Annotated in this window: 18 protein-coding genes and 1 other annotated feature; of the genes, 6 read left to right on the top strand and 12 right to left on the bottom strand. The window is 42.6% G+C overall.

Translation table 11 applies throughout. The features are described 5' to 3' along the window. Positions 1–33 precede the first annotated feature (33 nt). The 5 genes from AU377_RS01430 to zapA form a co-directional block, all read right to left on the bottom strand. Positions 34–447, bottom strand: a complete 414-nt coding sequence (locus tag AU377_RS01430) for a DUF350 domain-containing protein (RefSeq protein WP_067403001.1) — start codon at positions 445–447, stop codon at positions 34–36. Between the two features lie 224 nt (positions 448–671). After that, positions 672–3,029: an endonuclease MutS2 gene (locus tag AU377_RS01425; RefSeq protein WP_067402998.1), complete on the bottom strand. Its 2,358-nt coding sequence runs from the start codon at positions 3,027–3,029 to the stop codon at positions 672–674. 16 nt (positions 3,030–3,045) lie between these two features. Continuing rightward, positions 3,046–4,752, bottom strand: a complete 1,707-nt coding sequence (polX, locus tag AU377_RS01420) for a DNA polymerase/3'-5' exonuclease PolX (protein ID WP_067402995.1) — start codon at positions 4,750–4,752, stop codon at positions 3,046–3,048. Positions 4,753–4,804: 52 nt separating this feature from the next. Beyond that, on the bottom strand, positions 4,805–5,344 hold the full coding sequence (locus AU377_RS01415) for a CvpA family protein (RefSeq protein ID WP_067402992.1): 540 nt from the start codon (positions 5,342–5,344) through the stop codon (positions 4,805–4,807). Positions 5,345–5,354: 10 nt separating this feature from the next. Continuing rightward, on the bottom strand, positions 5,355–5,624 hold the full coding sequence (zapA, locus tag AU377_RS01410; RefSeq protein WP_067402989.1) for a cell division protein ZapA: 270 nt from the start codon (positions 5,622–5,624) through the stop codon (positions 5,355–5,357). 251 nt (positions 5,625–5,875) lie between these two features. Here zapA and rnhC point away from each other — a divergent pair, with 251 nt between their 5' ends. After that, positions 5,876–6,820 carry a ribonuclease HIII gene (gene rnhC / locus AU377_RS01405; RefSeq protein ID WP_067402986.1) on the top strand — a complete coding sequence of 315 codons (945 nt, stop codon included), beginning with the start codon at positions 5,876–5,878 and terminating at the stop codon, positions 6,818–6,820. Positions 6,821–6,869: 49 nt separating this feature from the next. Further along, positions 6,870–7,451, top strand: a complete 582-nt coding sequence (locus AU377_RS01400) for a hypothetical protein (RefSeq protein ID WP_067402984.1) — start codon at positions 6,870–6,872, stop codon at positions 7,449–7,451. 42 nt (positions 7,452–7,493) lie between these two features. Here AU377_RS01400 and pheT read toward each other — a convergent pair whose 3' ends face one another. From pheT to AU377_RS01385, 3 genes are all read right to left on the bottom strand, one after another. Then, entirely contained in the window at positions 7,494–9,905 is a 2,412-nt protein-coding gene (gene pheT, locus AU377_RS01395) for a phenylalanine--tRNA ligase subunit beta (protein ID WP_067402982.1), read from the bottom strand. A 13-nt stretch (positions 9,906–9,918) separates the two neighbouring features. Next, the gene (gene pheS, locus AU377_RS01390) at positions 9,919–10,956 is read right to left on the bottom strand and encodes a phenylalanine--tRNA ligase subunit alpha (RefSeq protein ID WP_067402979.1); all 1,038 of its coding nucleotides are present in this window, start codon (positions 10,954–10,956) and stop codon (positions 9,919–9,921) included. 85 nt (positions 10,957–11,041) lie between these two features. Continuing rightward, positions 11,042–11,272: a binding site (T-box leader), on the bottom strand. A gap of 60 nt (positions 11,273–11,332) precedes the next feature. Continuing rightward, entirely contained in the window at positions 11,333–12,094 is a 762-nt protein-coding gene (locus tag AU377_RS01385) for an RNA methyltransferase (protein WP_067402977.1), read from the bottom strand. A gap of 93 nt (positions 12,095–12,187) precedes the next feature. On the opposite strand from AU377_RS01385, the gene sspI reads away from it, so the two are divergent. Then, the gene (sspI, locus tag AU377_RS01380; protein WP_067402974.1) at positions 12,188–12,397 is read left to right on the top strand and encodes a small acid-soluble spore protein SspI; all 210 of its coding nucleotides are present in this window, start codon (positions 12,188–12,190) and stop codon (positions 12,395–12,397) included. A gap of 306 nt (positions 12,398–12,703) precedes the next feature. Beyond that, entirely contained in the window at positions 12,704–13,177 is a 474-nt protein-coding gene (locus AU377_RS01375) for an S-ribosylhomocysteine lyase (protein WP_067402971.1), read from the top strand. A 48-nt stretch (positions 13,178–13,225) separates the two neighbouring features. Here AU377_RS01375 and argF read toward each other — a convergent pair whose 3' ends face one another. From argF to AU377_RS01360, 3 genes are all read right to left on the bottom strand, one after another. Beyond that, positions 13,226–14,191, bottom strand: a complete 966-nt coding sequence (gene argF, locus AU377_RS01370; protein WP_067402968.1) for an ornithine carbamoyltransferase — start codon at positions 14,189–14,191, stop codon at positions 13,226–13,228. Positions 14,192–14,325: 134 nt separating this feature from the next. Beyond that, positions 14,326–15,414: a M42 family metallopeptidase gene (locus AU377_RS01365; protein ID WP_067402966.1), complete on the bottom strand. Its 1,089-nt coding sequence runs from the start codon at positions 15,412–15,414 to the stop codon at positions 14,326–14,328. Positions 15,415–15,561: 147 nt separating this feature from the next. After that, on the bottom strand, positions 15,562–16,068 hold the full coding sequence (locus AU377_RS01360) for a hypothetical protein (RefSeq protein ID WP_067402963.1): 507 nt from the start codon (positions 16,066–16,068) through the stop codon (positions 15,562–15,564). Between the two features lie 431 nt (positions 16,069–16,499). On the opposite strand from AU377_RS01360, the gene AU377_RS01355 reads away from it, so the two are divergent. Both AU377_RS01355 and AU377_RS01350 read left to right on the top strand, forming a co-directional pair. After that, positions 16,500–16,802, top strand: coding sequence for a hypothetical protein (locus AU377_RS01355; RefSeq protein WP_067402960.1), 303 nt, complete (start codon positions 16,500–16,502; stop codon positions 16,800–16,802). Positions 16,803–17,010: 208 nt separating this feature from the next. Beyond that, on the top strand, positions 17,011–17,562 hold the full coding sequence (locus AU377_RS01350) for a Uma2 family endonuclease (RefSeq protein WP_253724349.1): 552 nt from the start codon (positions 17,011–17,013) through the stop codon (positions 17,560–17,562). Between the two features lie 140 nt (positions 17,563–17,702). Here AU377_RS01350 and AU377_RS01345 read toward each other — a convergent pair whose 3' ends face one another. Continuing rightward, a complete protein-coding gene (locus AU377_RS01345; protein WP_067402957.1) occupies positions 17,703–18,827 on the bottom strand; it encodes an S-layer homology domain-containing protein in 1,125 nt (374 codons plus the stop codon). Between the last annotated feature and the right edge of the window lie 118 nt (positions 18,828–18,945).

Below are 18,945 nucleotides of genomic sequence, written 5' to 3'. Positions count from 1 at the left end.
AATCTTTGAAAGTCTTTCCATTCTTCACTACCCCTAAGAAATACTTGCACCAATGACAAAAGACAATCCGACTGAAATTGTTAAAGAAATAAAGCCGACTGCCCGATTATCCGCTTCGATCTCTTTGTCAATATTAAATTTCGGCGTAAAAAATTCAAATAAAATATAAGCAAAGACGAGCAGCGTAAAGCCAAACAATCCCCAACCCAACATTTCAGGCAGCGAATTATGCTGCTGAATAGAATGGCGAAAAATATTAGCAACACCAAATATTTTGCCGCCCGTTGCCATTGCAACGGAAAAATTTCCTTTCCGAATTTCTTCCCAGTTTTTGTACTTTGTTACAAGCTCAAATAGAACCATTGAAACAACTAAACAAAGTACTACGACACTGAAGTAACCAGCTGATTCAACTAATGGGTGACTCCAAAAACCAGTTTTCCCCACCGTATACCCGCTCCTTTAGCTACAGGGGTTGCTCCAAAACGAAGAGCCAGGCACCATTGAACATTAAACATAGCATCGAATACGGAATATGATACTACATTTTGACAATGTGTAGCGGTGCCAGGCACTTCTAGGATAGTCCCGATTGATCTAGGAGAACTTTCTACATATTTTTCCGTTCTCGCATCATTCTCTTTACGGAAAGAGCGGCAAAAGGTTTCAATTTATTTTAATTCAACGACAGTGACACCGTGGCCGCCTTCGCCCGCTTCACCAAAACGATACTTTTTCACACGCGGATGTTTTTTCAAATATTGTTGGATGCCCTGGCGAAGTGCACCTGTTCCTTTCCCGTGAATAATGGAAACTTGGTGATAGTTCGCCAATATCGCATCGTCCAAATATTTTTCCGTGCGCACAATAGCATCTTCATAACGTTCCCCGCGAAGATCTAATTCAAGTTTGACGGCTGTATTTCTACCCGTCACGAAAGAAGTCGCAGCCATTTTCTTTTCTTTTTCTGGCTTTACATATTCAAGGCCTGATTGCTCCAGCTTCATTTTTAAAATACCAATCTGGACGATCCATTCATTGTCAGAAGCCTTTTCAATCAACGTCCCTTTTTGCCCATAGCTAAGCACTTTCACTTCATCGCCAGCCTCGAGCGGACGTAGCGCAGCTTTCGCTTGAACGGCTTTCTTTTTCGCTTCAGCAGGTGCTGCTTCTTCTAGCCGTTTACGCGCTTCGATCAATTCATGCTCTTTTATATTGGCACCGACGTTTAAACGCATTGCCCGTAAATCCGAGATCACGGCTTCTGATTCATGCTTTGCATTCTGGACAATTTTTTTCGCTTTTTCCTTCGCCTGTTCTGTTAAACGTTCTTTCATCTCTTCGAACGCTGCAAGCTTTTCTTCCAACTCTGCCTTTAAATGTTCTGTTTCAAGCAGCAGCCTATGTGTTTCTTCGGCTTCTTTTTCTGATTGAATACGGCTCGTTTCAAGAGATGCAATCATCGAGTCGACTTCGCCGCGATCTGTTCCCGTAAACGATTTCGCACGGTCAATAATACGATCTTGCAGGCCAAGTCTTTTAGAAATTTCAAAAGCGTTACTCCGTCCAGGTACGCCGATTAATAGTCGGTACGTCGGACTTAAAGTATCCACGTCAAATTCAACACTCGCATTTCTCACACCTGGACGATTATACCCATAAGCTTTCAATTCCGGATAATGGGTTGTGGCCATAACACGCGCACCACTTCCATGAATTTCATCCAAAATGGAAATGGCAAGCGCCGCCCCTTCTTGCGGGTCCGTCCCAGACCCCAGTTCATCCAACAGTATTAATGAACGATCGTCGTACCTCTTCAAAATATCGACAATATTGACCATATGAGAAGAAAATGTACTCAAACTTTGTTCAATAGACTGCTCATCTCCAATATCCGCATAGACCGAGTCGAATACGGCAACTTCCGAGCCATCAAGTGCAGGAATTGGAAGGCCCGCTTGTGCCATAAGTGTGCAGAGCCCAACTGTTTTCAACGTCACAGTCTTTCCGCCTGTATTCGGCCCCGTAATGACGACCGTTGTAAATTCTTTACCGAATTCAATTGTATTGGCAACAGCATCTTCAATCGAAATGAGCGGATGTCTCGCTTTCGCAAGTCGAATAGTTCCTTCATTATTAACATCTGGTTTCGTACATTTGTGGGCAGTCCCGAATTTAGCTTTGGCCAGCACAACATCAATATCCGCTAGCACATTTACGAGAATAAATAATTCATGCGCTACTTCTTGCACGTGAGCTGATAACTCCAACAAGATCTTTTCAATTTCTTCTCGTTCTTGCACTTTTAACTTTCGAATTTCATTATTTGCTTGAACGACCGCATCCGGCTCAATAAACAATGTCTGTCCCGATGCCGACATGTCGTGTACAACTCCCCCGTAATGCGAACGGTATTCTGCTTTTACAGGAATAACATAACGATCATTCCGAATCGTGACAATGGAATCCGACAGCATTTTTGCTGCATTGCGTCCGCGTGTGTAACTTTCGAGCCTTTCCCTAATCCGTCCTTCTTGAATGCGTAAACTTTGACGGATTGAACGAAGCGCGCTCGATGCACTGTCTAACACATGACCGTTCTCGTCAATCGCAGCATTAATTTCATGTTCTAATCCTGTTAAAATCGGAATACTGTCTTTCTTATTTACAAAATGTGGGATATCAATTTCTTTGTCATCGACAATCGCTTCGATAAATTGCCGGAAGATCCGGCTTGCGCGAATCGTATTGGAGATTTCCATTAATTCTTGGGCGCTTAACATGCCGCCCAATTGCGCACGTTTTGCGTGGGGGCGAACGTCTGTTATTCCACCCATCGGCACGTTTCCACGAACGCGTAAAATCGATAAACCTTCGTCTGTTTCCTCGAGCAGTCGTACAACTTCTTCATAGTCACGCACCGGTTCAAGTTTTTCCGTCAATGCTTGTCCGGTGGATGACGTACAATACGTTGCAACAATTCCTCGGATTTTATCAAACTCAAGTGTTTTTAAGACACGGGGTTCCAATGTCTTACACTCCCTTTCACTTCCGTATAATATCGCGGATAAATTTCTCGAGCGGCCATGTATTCACGACCGTCTCTTTTTTGATCCAAGCTTTTTGCGCATAGTTCACACCAGTGTCCATGTACATCAATTGATTGATCGTATGGGCATCTGTGTTAATCGCAATCGGCACGCCTTTTTCCTGTGCCAATGCTAAGTAGTCCACAGCTAAGTCTAACCGATACGGATTGGCATTCAACTCTAAAATTTTGCCGTATTCTTTTGCCCATTCGATGAGCTGCGGCACGTCTGGATCGTAGCCGTCCCTTTTGCCGATAATCCGTCCTGTCGGGTGTGCGATCATGTCAACATGCGGATGCTTGATCGCCGCATGCAACCTTTCCATAATTTGTTCCTGCGGCTGATTAAAATTCGAATGAATCGATGCAATGACAAAATCCAGTTCACTTAGTAATTCATCGTCAAAATCAAGTGTGGCGTCCGGTAAAATATCCATTTCCGTTCCGCAAAAAATTTCAATATCATCATATTCATCGTTTAATGCGCGAATTTCCGCAATTTGCGCCCGTACTCTTTCAGGTGTAAGGCCGTTCGCTACTTTTAAATATTGTGTATGGTCAGTAATGACAAGATGCGAATAGCCTTTTAGTCGGCAAGCTTCTACCATTTCCCGAATGGAGTAAGCGCCGTCCGACCACGTCGTATGCATATGAAGGTCTGAGCGGATATCATCCAATGTGACTAACTCTTTGATCTCCCCCGCACGGTCAATTTCACGTCCATCTTTTCGAAGCGACGGTGGGATCAAAGGCAAATCAAAATAAGCAAAAAAAGCCTCTTCCGACTCAAATGTCGTTACTTCACCCTCTTCATTTTCAACACCGTACTCACTAATTTTCAAGCCTTTCGACTTTGCGAGCTGACGCATCCGAACGTTATGATCCTTCGATCCTGTGAAATGATGCAAAGCAGATGCAAACTGCTCGTCCCTAACAAAACGAAAATCGGCGTCAATTTGCTCCTCTAGATCTAGTGTAACCGACAGTTTCGAATCACCGGCAGCAATCGTATTGGCAATTGGCAATGCTTTCAATAATTGCTCCCGAACTTGTGCCGGTTCAGTCGTAACAACGATAAAATCGACATCACTGCTTTCCTCTTCCGTTCTTCTGAAACTCCCAGCAACTGAAAAACGCTGCACCCCTTCCATGTTTTCCAATTGCTGTTCAACGAAGGCGACGACTTGTTCAACTTGCCAAATGGGAACTTTTCCGTCTTGCGAACTAAGCGATTCGAGCATCGCCAAAATGTTTTCTTCTGTCTTTTTTCCAAACCCCGGAACACCGCGTACTTTCCCTTCTTCACATGCTGCCTGAAGTGAATCCAATGAATCGATACCAAGCGCCTCATGCAGCTTTGCGATGCGTTTCCCTCCGAGACCCGGAACCTTCAAGAGCGGAATAAGTCCTTTCGGTACAGTTTCTTCAAGTTCTAGTAACAAATCTGACTGCCCTTTTTCGAGCAAGTCCGTAATGACAGCTCCCGTTCCTTTTCCAATACCTTTTAGCTTTAATATATCATCCATTTCAGATAAGCTTCGCGGGTCAAGCTCTAATACATTGGCCGCTTTTCTAAACGCGCTTACTTTAAACGGATTTTCTCCAAGCAGTTCCATATATAAAGCGATTTTTTCCAACGTCCGAACAATCGTTTTTTTATTCAATCAAAGCCCTCCTGTCTTTAAAAAAGCTTCCCTCCTTGGAAGGGGGAAGCACTTAACTTTTATAAATATACCACCATTTCTTCACCGACTCCGTCAAGATCGGCGTATGCTCCAATATCGCTTTTCCTAGCAATGACTTCCCAACAAACTGTTGGATCAAATCAATTGGCAACATTGCAACGACATAAAGTATGAAAAAAAGTACAACGTAAAACTCGACAAATCCTAATGCTGCCCCCAAAAATCGCGAAACAAAACCAAGCACAGGCAAATGCTTAAGAAAATCAAACATCGAAGCCAGAAGCTGTGTTGCAAATTTAACGACGACAAATAGTAGGACGAATGCAAGAAGTCGATAAAATGTGAGGTCCAAATCAAGCTGCTCCACTTTTAAACTTAGTTTCGCACCTGCAGTTACGCCGGGATATGGAATCCAAAGCACAAATTTGTCTGCAAATTGTTTATAATACTTATAAGCAACTGTCAATGCAATAATAAAGCCAATCATATGTATGAATTGCACTACTAGACCGCGTTTAAAGCCGGTAATGAGTCCTCCTAATAAAAGAAGGAGTATAAGTAAATCAACCATAGCCTATTCTTCAACCTTTCAACTTTTGCAATTCTTCTTCCATTTGTTCAACTTGCTCTTTTAGCTTAAGATAGTCATGTACGCAATTGACTGCAGTTAATACAGCTATTTTCGCACTGTCGAGATAGGGATTGCGCTCACTGATTTCACGCATCTTGTCATCGACCATCGAGGCGACGAGTCGCATATGACTGCTCGTTTCAGATCCAACAATTGTATAAGTCTGACCGTATATGTCGACTGCGGTACGAGTCTTCTGGTTGTTGTCTGCCAATGACATTTTCCCTCCTCTCGTTTTGACTAGCATTTGAATAGGGTATTCTCCTATTCTTCAGTAGCGGTCACATACTGAATTGTAGCTTTTTTCTCATCATCTTACCACTAAATCGAGGCAGACTTTTATGAATTAAATAAAGACAAACTATGCTTTTCATCATACCATGAAAAAGATTCACTTGTCATGATACCGACGTTAAAGACTTAGTACTTTACCCGGCGGAAACTCTATCTCCCTTCGAAAGGATGCTTTAAATGAGTAATCAAGTTATTTTATTAAATAATGATCAAATGAAAAAAGTATTACACCATTATGCTAATCAACAAGTGGAGCGCAATGCACCTGGTGTTGTATTTGCGGCGAAACTATCTGATACAGCCGTGACTGCCTATAAATCTGGTAAAGTCCTTTTTCAAGGCGCCGGAGCGGAAAGAGAAGCCGGACTTTGGGGCACCACGCAAAACAAAAAATCTTCAAAAACGCCAAGTCAGCAACAAACAAAAGGAGATCGGCTGCCAAAAGACCTTGCTTCGTTATCAGTCGTCGGGTCTGATGAAACCGGTACAGGTGATTTCTTTGGACCCGTTACGGTTTGTGCTTGTTTTGTACGGGCGGATCAAGTGGAACTCGTTCGTGAGTTGGGCGTAAAAGACTCTAAACAGCTGACGGATGATCTTATGCGACAAATCGCCCCGGACTTAGAAGCGACACTTATTCATAGTGTATTGACGTTGAAAAACGATAAATACAATGATGTGCAAGGGCGAGGGTGGTCACAAGGGAAGATTAAGGCGCTTCTTCATAATCAAGCGCTCAAACATGTTCTTCGAAAAATGGATGGCGATAAGCCTGATCATATTTTAATTGACCAATTTGCGGAAAGAGGTATCTATTACAATCACATTCAAGGGGAGTCAGAAATTATTCGTGAAAACGTCCTATTTTCAACGAAAGCAGAAGGACTTCATGTATCCGTAGCCGCCGCATCTATTATTGCCCGTGTTGCATTTTTGAAGGAAATGGATCGATTAAGTAAAATTGCAGGGATAGAACTGCCAAAAGGTGCCGGTCCAAAAGTCGATGAAATCGCCGCACGTATTTACCTATCCAAAGGTGAAGAGGCCTTGAAGTCGATGACCAAGTGGCATTTTGCCAATGCGAAAAAAGCGAAAGCGATTGTGGCGAAAAGAAGAAATTAAACGTAACTAATAAGAGCATCATCCGTTCTAATTCACTGAGGTGAACATGATGGGAAAAGTAATATGGCTTTTTACGCTAGTAATTGTACTTGCTGCATGTGGCGCAAATGAATCCCAAAGTACAACAAATGGATCTACACCAAGTGAACCCCTTCCACCTGCCGAAGCTACTGTGGAAGATAGCAATTTTGTCTACCGGCTATTTACAGAGAAGGACGTATATGATGAATTTGGTGATACGGCGATCTTTGCGGAATTGACTTATGTCGGTGAGAAGGAGTCGATCGATATTTACCATGCGGCTTCCCCATTCTATTTTCCAATAGAAGAAAGGATCCGTGGAATCAAAGTCGATTATGCGATGAATGAACCGCTTATTGTGCGGACATTGAAAAAAGGAGAACCGTTTCGGGAAAAATATATCTTCGCCGGCGGTTACAGCGATGCAGACGATGGAAAATCTGTAGATTTCATCAAGACACTGATGGATAAGGGATTTCCTGAAGGTGAATACATTATTCATGGTTCCGCCCAATTTTCCACGGCAGATTCGGCGGATTTGACGGATCATGAAGCATTCAAGATGAAGACCGATATTGGATTCACTGTGACAAAACCGGTGAACAAATAAAGAAAAAACGCAGTTGGAAATGAGTCCAACTGCGTTTTTTTATTATCCGCGAAGTACCGCCCCTGCTTCATCTGTTAATGCTTTTAATACTTTATCATGCGCTTTGACAACTTCTTCGTCCGTTAATGTACGTTCTGGGTCGAAGTATGTGAGGGAGAAGGCTAATGATTTCTTCCCTTCTTCTACATTTGCACCTTCGTACAAGTCAAAGAGACGAACGTCTTTTAACAACTTGCCGCCCGCATTGCGAATAATCGCTTGAAGTGTTCCAGCAGATGTTTCAGAAGCAACGACAAGCGCGATATCACGTGACATAGATGGGAATCTTGGTACCTGCGTATACAGCACTTCATCTACTTCTGTTTGAAGCACTTTTTGCAAGTTAATTTCCATTATATATGTTTCTTTCAAATCGCGTTTCTTTTGTTCTGTCGGGTGAATTTGTCCGATCAATCCAATCTCTTCGCCATTCAATAAAATTTTCGCCGTACGGCCTGGATGCATGCCCTCTACCACGGCCTGTTCGAATGAAAGCCCATCAAGTTGACCGATGCTGTCCATCATGCCTTCCACGATCCCTTTCATGACGAAGAAATCGACTTTTTTACTTTCACCTTGCCATGCATGGTCTACCCATTTGCCCGTTAGGACAGCAGCTACATGTTCAACTTCTTTCGGCAACCCATCTTCTTCTAGGCCAAGGAAAACTGAACCTGTTTCATACAACGCAACCGATTCGATGCGGCGTGCAACGTTATAAGTTGCTGCTTCTAGTAAATGCGGAATTAGGCTTTGACGCAGGACACTGCGCTCTTCGCTCATCGGCATCAGCAATTCGGTGACTGGCGCAGTTTCAAGCGCGTATTGCTGTGCATGTTCTTTGGATGTCAATGAATACGTCAGTGCTTGGTAAAGACCTGCACCTTCCAAAAATGCACGAACTGTACGGCGCTTCGCTTGGTAAGGCGTTAAACCACCTGGTGTTGACTCCCCAACTGGCAATGTCATTGGAATTTCATCGTACCCATACAAACGAGCGATTTCCTCGATGATATCTTCTTCAATGCGAAGATCTTGGCGGCGCGTTGGCGCGTCAATGACAAGTTTCCCGCTGACTGCTTCAGTAGGAATTTGCAGACGGTCTAATATGGACAACATATCTTCCAACGAAATTTTCATGCCAAGGCGGTTATTAATCGTATCGGGTGATACCGTAATGCGTGCTGGTGTTTTATCTAACTCGTCAATGACAACAGATCCGGCAAGTACTTCTCCGCCTGCAAGTTCAGCCATTAGCTGTGCTGCACGTTCAGCTGCTTGTGCGACGCGCTCCGGGTCTACGCCTTTTTCAAAACGCGTGCTTGCATCACTGCGAAGACCAAGTTCTTTTGACGTTTGACGAACGGATGCCGGTGCAAAATAAGCCGACTCAATGACGACTGTCGTTGTACCATCATGTACTTCGGAATTTAATCCGCCCATGACACCTGCAACTGCTACCGGCTCTTGGCCATTTGTAATGACAAGGTTATGCCCTTTCAATGTACGTTCTGCTTCATCGAGCGTCGTAATTTTCTCGCCTTCTTCTGCACGTCGAACAACAATTTCTTCTGTTTCTAACCGATCGTAGTCAAAGGCATGGAGAGGCTGACCGTATTCCATCAATACAAAGTTCGTAATGTCTACCACGTTATTATGTGGACGCACGCCTGCCGCCATTAAATAATTTTGAAGCCAAAGCGGTGATTCTGCGACTTTAACGTTTTTTACAACTTTTGCGACATACATTGGATTGTCTTCAATCGCATCCACACGCAGTTTTAACACATCTTCTGCTCTTTCGGCTGATTCCGTATAGGAAACTTCCGGCAGAACAATGCCTTGCGATAAAATTGCACCGACTTCGTACGCAACGCCTAGCATGCTAAGAGCGTCTGAACGGTTTGGCGTCAAATCGAATTCAAGTACTTGATCGTCTAGGCCAAGGAGCGGCAATGCATCTTCACCTGGAATTGCACTATCTGGAAGTACGTAAATGCCTTCTGCATAGGCTTTTGGAACAAGTTTTCCTTCAATTGCAAGCTCTTGAAGCGAGCAAATCATCCCGTTAGACTCTTCCCCGCGCAGCTTCGCTTTTTTAATTTTAAAATTGCCCGGAAGTACTGCACCCGGGCGTGCCACGATGACTTTTTGTCCTTCTGCAACGTTCGGCGCACCACAAATAATTTGTGTCGTTTCTTCGCCGACATCCACTTGACAAATGCTTAATTTATCCGCTTCTGGATGTTTGACACATTCTTTGACATAGCCGACAACAACATTTGTCATGCCGTGTGAGCGGTCAATGATTGCGTCGACTTCAATCCCTGCACGTGTAATTTTCTCCGCCAGTTCTTCAACTGCGATGTTTTTTATATTAACGTAATCCCCTAACCATTTCGTTGATACTAACATACCTGTTTCCTCCTTATGCTTCCGTCCGGTGGAATTGGGAAATGAACCGCACATCATTCGTATAGAAATGACGGATATCTTCCACACCATATTTCAACATTGCAATACGCTCAGGACCCATACCAAATGCAAATCCTGTAACGGCCGATGAATCATAGCCAGCCATTTCCAGCACATTCGGATGCACCATACCCGCACCTAAAATTTCAATCCATCCAGTCTTTTTACAGACGTTACAGCCATCTCCACCGCATTTGAAGCAAGAAATGTCCATTTCAACGGACGGCTCTGTAAACGGGAAAAAGCTTGGTCGAAGACGAATTTCACGATCTGCCCCGAACATTTTTTTCGCAAATAATGAAAGTGTTCCTTTCAAATCACTCATGCGAATGTTTTCACCGACGACAAGTCCTTCGATTTGCGTAAACTGATGAGAATGCGTGGCATCGTCGCTATCTCGGCGATACACTTTCCCCGGGCAAATGATTTTGATCGCTGCGCCGTCTTTCGCTTCCATCGTTCTTGCTTGCACCGGTGATGTATGCGTGCGAAGAAGTATTTCCTCGGAAATATAGAAAGAATCTTGCATATCGCGTGCAGGGTGTCCTTTTGGCAAGTTTAGCGCCTCGAAATTGTAATAATCCTTTTCAACTTCCGGACCTTCCGCGATTTCATAGCCCATGCTAATGAAGAAGTCCTCAATTTCCTCAACAACACGTGTGAGTGGATGATGATTGCCCGTACGTACAGGACGACCCGGTAATGTTACGTCAATCGCTTCTTTTGCAAGCTGTTCGTTAATCGCTTGCTCTTCTAGATGAGCCATGCGCTCTTCCAACTGTGTCGTGACCGTTTCACGAATGACGTTTACAAGCGCCCCCATTTTTGGACGTTCCTCGGCTGGTAGTTTCCCCATCCCTTTTAACAGATCCGTAATTGGCCCTTTTTTACCTAAATACGCCACTCGAACTTCATTCAGTTCTTTCGTATTTGAAGCTGCTTCGATTTTGGCAAGCGCTTCGTCTTTTAATTGATTTAACTGTGTTTCCATTTTTAACGCTCCTTTCGAAATTTGTGATAACCACTTAAGACTTTTATTGTTATCCCTTAAGAACAATAAAAAACCCCGCCCCTATAAAAGGGACGAGGATTATTTCGCGGTACCACCCTGATTTATCATACAAATTGTATGATCACTCAAATCGGAATAACGGTCCGTTGCCGGCGCGCCTTTACAGCAAATACTGGTCTAAGCGGCAGCTCGCGGGGTGAACTTCAACAATGCGTTACCCATTCGCGCTTCCAGTCATGGCGCAAACTCCCTGTCAGTTTGTCATTTGTTTACTTTTCCCGGTCAAAGCTTTTTTAAATTACTGTAAGATCATCATCAAGTATACCTGATTCCACATTTTTCATCAACAATTCACTTATCGAACATATGTATAAAGCAAAATACCTGTCGCCACTGCAACGTTCAACGATTCTGCCTGCCCGTACATTGGAATTTTGACGATGTGGTCTGCCTGGTCTAATAGTTCTTCATTGACGCCGCTTCCTTCATTTCCAACGAGGAGGGCGAATGACGACTCGGGCGCAATTTCTGTATAATTGACTGCGTCTCGCAAGCCAGTGCCCAACACTTTTATGCCAGCATTCTTTGCATTTGCCGTCCACTCTGCAAGATCGCCTCTAACAACAGGAATATGAAAATGAGCACCTTGTGCGGATCGAACTGTTTTCGGGCTATATGGATCCGCGGACCCTTTTCCAAGAATGACAGCATCCATTCCAGCAGCATCCGCTGTTCGAATCATTGTCCCGACATTTCCTGGATCTTGGACTGCATCGATTAACAGAATCTTTTCCCATGCAGCAAAATGGTTTTCATCATACTGCGGCTGGCGACAATGTGCAAAAATGCCTTGGGATTGCTCTGTCTCTGCTATTTCTTTGGCAACTGCTTGAGAAAGTTCTACAAGGTGAACGCCCTCCACGTTTAAATTCGCCGGAAGCTCTACCCCTTCACGGATCATAATCGATAAAAGTATGCCTTCTGTTTTTAATGCTTCTTCAACAAGATGAAAGCCTTCAATGAGAAATTCTTCTGATTTGTCACGCTCTTTCCTTGTTGTGACAAGCTTCTTCCAATGCTTGACTAACGCATTTTGTGTGGATTCAATTCGTTTCATCTGGGTAACCGCCTTTTTTCTTTTTAGTGTATCAAAAAAGGCGGTATAGTTGGCGATTTTTGTGTCCAATATATTTGTAGGAGGATGATCAACATGAATTTTCAAATTCGAGATGCCATTACAGCCAATATGACAAATAATAATGCCGAGCAAATCCGCAGCGTCGTAGAAGATGCGATTAAACGTGGCGAAGAGCATTTGCTGCCTGGTCTTGGCGTATTTTTCGAAAAGCTTTGGAATAGTGCAGACGAGCAAGAAAAATCCCAAATGGCTGGCGAGCTTCAAAGAGCTTTCGCAGGCTGACGAAAATGTAAGATGTAGTGAATAGTGCCAAGTACATGTGCAGTTAGCGCATATACTTGGCACTGTTTTTTTCAGCACTTATTCGCTCCTTTTTAATTTCCAGTAGCAATTGGCATTTCTCCAATCAATTCCATACAATACAGTACCTATCTCAATCTCTATTATTTCAGTAGGTTTAGTAGCTGATTACCTTGAATACAAAACCCCTTTTTCTCGATTAACTTTTCCGAACATTATAAAAATACGTTTACAATAGTTATGCAATTATGATAGGTTAGTTGTTAAATAGGAAAGGATGAGGGGAAAATGGCACAAGTTGAAAGTTTTTTACTCGACCATACAAAAGTAAAGGCGCCGTATGTGCGGTTGGCTGGAACTGAACAACACGAAAAAGGAAGCAAGCTGCAAAAGTATGATTTACGTTTTTTACAGCCAAATGAAGATGCCATGCCAACTTCGGCAGTTCATACATTGGAACATCTGCTTGCAACGTATATGCGTGATGAGCTGGAAGGAATTGTAGACATCTCACCGATGGGATGCCGAACAGGGTTTTACATGATCATTTGGGATGAACACAGGCCGAAGGAAATCGCCGCAGCTTTAACAAAAGTGCTTGAAAAGGTCATTGTGACAGAACATATTCCGGCAGTTTCTGCACTCGAATGCGGAAACTACCGTGATCACTCACTGTTTTCTGCACAAGAATATGCAAAGCAAGTCGTCGAAGCTGGACTTAGTGACGACCCGTTTCGTTCAAAAGAAGCTGTTGTGAAATAATAAAAAAGGATCCCGGGCAATTCCCTGGATCCTTTTTATTGTTCAATTTTATCCCAACAATGCCGCCAATACAGCTTTTTGTGCATGCAATCGATTGCCTGCCTGCTGGAAAACATACGAGTTTGGTCCGTCGATGACAGATGTCGCCACTTCTTCTTCACGGTGCGCTGGTAAACAATGTAGGAACATATAATCATCTTTGGCGTGAGCCACTAACGCATCGTTAATTTGAAAGCCTTGGAACGCTTTCAATCTTGCCTCTGTTTCCGCCTCTTGCCCCATACTCGTCCAGACATCTGTATAAACCGCATCTGCATTCACAACAGCTTCAACCGGATCATTCGTTGCAAACACACTGCCGCCATTTGCTTCGGCAATTGCCTTCGCTTTTTCTAGTAAATCCGCATCGTATTCAAAGCCTTTTGGCGTAGCGATTGCCGCATGCATCCCCATATGTGCAGCTGCAATGATGAGTGAATGCGCAACATTGTTGCCATCCCCGACGTAGGCAATTTTCTTTCCTAAAAGTGAACCTTTTACTTCCAAAATTGTCAACAAGTCTGCCAACGCTTGACATGGATGGAAAATATCTGTTAGTCCATTGATCACCGGTACGGATGTATGTGTGGCCAGTTCCTTCACCATTTCGTGTGAATTGGCGCGAATCATCACACCGTCCAAGTATTCCGACAACACATGACCTGTATCGTATACAGATTCACCTCGGCCAATTTGCAAATCACGTGCGTTCATGAACATCGCATGGCCCCCAAGCTGGATCATGCCCACTTCAAAAGAAATACGCGTGCGCGTTGAATGTTTCTCAAAAATCATGCCAAGTGTTTTACCTGCTAATAATGGCGGCATATTCCCAGCCTCCATGTCTTCTTTCATATCTTTAGCAAAATGTAATAAGTAAGCAATTTCTTCACTTGTATAGTCAAGGAGTGATAATAGATCTCTTCCTTTTAACCCATCCGCTATCGTTGTTAAATTCTTTTCCATCATCACCATACCCTCATCCCCAATCGAATTTTTGAATGTATAAATTAGTATATACATGTATATTTATGAAGTCAACTGAATTTTTATTAATTTAAAACAAAAAAATACTCAGTCTAACGAATAGACTGAGTATTTTTTCACTCTTATTCAAAAGTAATTCGATTAACCGTTTCGCGATCTAATTTTTTGATCACTTCAACGACCAATTTTACAGCATTTTCATAATCATCACGATGGAGCATCGCTGCATGGCTATGAATATAACGTGTTGGAATACAGATCGCTAAAGAAGGAACGCCTTTCCCGGAAAGGTGGATCGACCCTGCGTCTGTTCCGCCGCCTGACATCGTTTCGAATTGATAAGGAATACCATGTTCTTCGGCCGTATCTACAACGAGATCACGCAAACCTTTATGCGAAACCATCGACGCATCGAATAAGACGAGCTGTGGACCGTGGCCCATTTTACCCATCGCTTCTTTTGCCGTAACACCAGGTGTGTCGCCCGCGATGCCTACATCGACTGCAAAACCAATATCCGGCTCGATTTTTGCTGCTGCTGTACGTGCACCGCGAAGACCGACTTCTTCCTGTGCCGCACCGACGCCGAAAACAATATTCGGATGCTTTTCATCTTTCAATGCTTTCATCACGTCAATCGCAATCGCACAACCGATTCGGTTATCCCATGCTTTTGCAAGTAAATATTTGTCATTGTTCATCACGGTAAATTCGAAGTAGGGAACGACCATGTCTCCTGGCAAAATGCCCCATTCCATCGCTTCTTCTTTTGACGTTGCACCGATATCAATGAACATATCTTTAATTTCGACAGGTTTTTTACGCGCTTCAGGAGATAAAATATGCGGCGGTTTAGAACCAATGATCCCCGTAACCGTATCGCCTTTACGCGTGACGATCGTGACGCGCTGCGCAAGCATTACTTGTGACCACCAGCCGCCAACTGTTTGGAAGGATAGGAAACCTTTGTCGTCGATTTTAGTGACCATGAATCCGACCTCGTCGAGATGTCCGGCAACCATAATCTTTGGCCCGTTCTCTTCTCCTGTTTTCTTGGCGATTAAAGAACCGAGGTTATCTTGTTCGAGATCATCGGCATAAGGTGTTATGTATTTCTTCATCACCTCACGCACTTCACGCTCGTTCCCAGGGATCCCTTTTGCATCCGTTAGTTCTTTTAACATGGTTAATGTTTCATCTAAATTGGTCAAAATAGTTAGCCCTCCTAAATATGTCCTACAGAATTAGTATATGCGAAATGGAGAGCGCTTTCAAAATTATAGGCATCATGAATAAGAACTGAACCTCCAAAAGGGTACTTTTTTCAAGTGTCCGCTTCTCGGGGTTCAGTTCATTATTTATTTGGAAGTTTTCTCAAATTCATTGTTTTTTTCCAATAGAATCGATAGCTGGTAAATTGATGCAACAAAAATAGTAGAAGTTAAAAATAGAAAAAATGTACTTAGATTAAAGTATTGATTATTCACATGAATCGTTATCCCAGACGTAATATCATGCACATACTGTAAGTTAACGAATCCATTTTTTTTAATTAAAGCATTTTTGATGACTTCCCGGTATTCCTCCAATTCCTTCCTTTGGTAAATAAAAGCAACAACCACATGCGTTGCCGTCAAGACGATAAAAGAAATTAAAATTTTTCTCCGAATAGCATATGCTTTAAAAATAGAAACCCATAAGACGACCATAATAAAGAATATTGGAATCAAAATAAACGCGATTAATAAAGCAGGGTTTCCATTTCCCGAAGAGGTTCCTGGAGACACGGTCATTTTATTAATAACAGAAAAAATTAACAAAGTCAGTAAGGCTAATAAAAAAAGTGTGATTTTTATTTTCTTCATCCTTATTCACATCTTTCCTTTTTTGTTATGATGTAGTATCCCTTCTTATCCTATCATTTCGTCGGCATATTAACGGAATGATTTTTTACAAAGATTATCCGATTTTATACACTTCAAATATACCAATATTTACACATTGAATATCTAGTCCTATTGACCCTTTCAATCAAAACTTAACGCTTAAATCATTAAAACAGTTCCTTTTATAGGTTCTATGCGCGAGGCAAATCTCTTGGCGATTAAAGAACTGGGGTTATCTTGCCCTAGTACGTCGGCATAAGGTTTTTGTATTTCTTCATCACTTCACGCTTGTTTCCAGAACCCCATTCGCATCTGTTAGTTCTTTAAGCTTTGTTAATGTTTCATCTAAATTGGTCAAAATAGTTGGCCCTGCTAAATAGTTCCTACAAAACAAAGTTCAGATGATTTTTATGTCGAATTCGGCTATAATAAGGAAAAGAAGGCGCAAAGGAGGGAATACATTTTGGACGATTGTTGAAAGCAATCAAAATGAATTGAAAGAACTGCGGACAGCCATTGATAATAATCAAAGTGAACTGAAAGGACTGCGATCCATTGTTGAATCCAACCATATTAAGCTTACTGAAAAAATCGATACCGTCGAAGCTGACCTTTCCGAAAAAATTAGAAAAATGGACAAAAAAGTGACCGTTCTATCAAATGAACTGCTAGAAACGAAAGCCGGTGTATTGCGTTTACAACAACTGAATTAACACCAAAAATACGTATGCCCAAATTCTTCCTTCATTTGGTCATGCGTATTTTTGTTTTTTGGAGAATCATACCGATAAGTTACTAAAACATGCTTCATGAACAGAAGCAATACCCCTGACCGCAAGCATTCGTGGGTCACTTTCGATTCGATGTGTGTGCACCTATGCCCTTATGCTATACTATAGAAAAGAATTCGGAGGGATTTCGTTGGCACAATCAAAATCAAATCAACGAATAACAATTTCTGAGATCAACGAATGGACCGGCAGTTGGGAATTAATTGACGGAACACCTTACAATATGACGCCCGCCCCTACCCCGCTTCACCAACGAATTGTTGGAGAGCTTTTTTTCATGCTCCGTACACACTTCGGGAGAAACGGTTGTTCTGTCTATGTTGCACCTTTCGATGTACAGCTAGACCCAGCAGATGATTATACGATTGTGCAACCAGATTTATCCGTTTTTTGTAACGACAATCAAGTTGGAGAAAAACGAGCAAAAGGTGCGCCGGAACTAATTGTCGAGGTGCTATCTCGTTCTACCGCCCTTAAGGATCGGAACAATAAATACAACTTATATGAACGAACCGGCGTTAAAGAATATTGGCTTGTAGACCCAACCAACGAAACGATTGAAGTATACGGATTATCAGAAGGTAGCTATCAAAAACGGCAAGTTTTTGGTCATGTAGATACGCTATCCTCATTCGTTTTTCCGGAACTTGCAATTGAATTGGATGAAATCTTTTCAGATTGAAGCATCGTGGCAAGCTTCTGAAAAATGCTTGACGAATACGAAAAATGCCCTCGCCGATGAGCAGCCGAGGGCATTTCTTTAATGTTATTTTCCAATGCGAGATTTGTGTTCAAATTGTGTGTATGACTGTGGTCGAATACTTAGGATTCATTAGCCGCAGTAGAAATTTCTTCCTGCCACTCATCTTCCAGGTCCTCATCCAACACAAGATTATAAATTTTCCATTTGCCGTCTGCGTCTTTCTTCAAGTAAGCTGTTCCAGAAGCATCTACGGTAATAGAAAAAGATAAGTCTGGCGATGTTAAGGACACCTTATATTTTAGATTATCTACACGTACTTCCGCCAATCGCTTGTTGACAGCTACAGCATGAAGAGAATAGTCACTGATCGATTCTATTGAAAGATCACCGTCTAATTCTTCCATGTCCTCCTCGATCCCTAAACTTTCCAATGAATAGGACAAGTGATAGCCTGTTGCCGTCTCATGATAAAGGGCTTCCAGTGCCGGTGTGTTTGCTTCCTGTGTCAATCGAAGCTCTTCTTGAATGTTACGATCCACCACCGCTGTAACAGCCTGCCCATCTTCCGAGGTACCCGTTTCCTGATTCATCGCGCGGTCGATGAGAGTAATCGCTTGGCCGCGAGTGGAAAGATTATGCGGCTTAAATGTATCGCCATAGCCTTGAACAATACCAGTGGCGGCTAATTTGGCAATCGCTTCATAAGCAAAGCTTGAAGCCGGCACGTCTTTAAATGTTTTCATCGTTTCTTGAAGTGGCACAGTGTTTTTAAATGCCCGGTAAATCATCACGGCCATTTGGTCACGTGTTATGTTGTCATCCGGATGGAATTTACCATCGTTATGTCCGGTGATAATCCCTTGGCTGCTTGCGATGCGAACATAGTCGTAATACCATTTCCCTTGTTTCACATCCGGGAACGTTTTGGCTGTTGCTTCTTCTTGAAGCGACAAAGCATTTACTAAAATTTTTGTAAACTGTGCCCGCGTCACTTTCTCATCCGGACGGACTGTCACATAGGTGTCCTCGTATACTTCACCGTCTTCCTCATATACTTCCGTTTCCACGTATCCGTCAATAATGTCCATATTAATAAAGCGTTCAATGGAATCATAAAAACGATGATCTGGACCGATATCTCCGATCCAATAACGTTCAGTCGGTTTGACAGCTGCTGAGGCCGGGGATACGGCAAACAGACCAAATACCAAACACAAAGCTAATAAAATACGAATTCCTTTCAATGTGCTTTCCTCTCTTCTATTCAATTTTATGTATTGCAGAAACCTATTATAGCTGATCAATAGAAAATAAAATACATAATTTCCAACGATTGTGACAGGTAATAAATGTATTGAATCC

Origin of the sequence: Sporosarcina sp. HYO08 (genome assembly GCF_001563475.1) — a bacterium.
Lineage (GTDB): Bacteria > Bacillota > Bacilli > Bacillales_A > Planococcaceae > Sporosarcina.
This window is presented reverse-complemented; position numbering and strand designations above follow the sequence as displayed.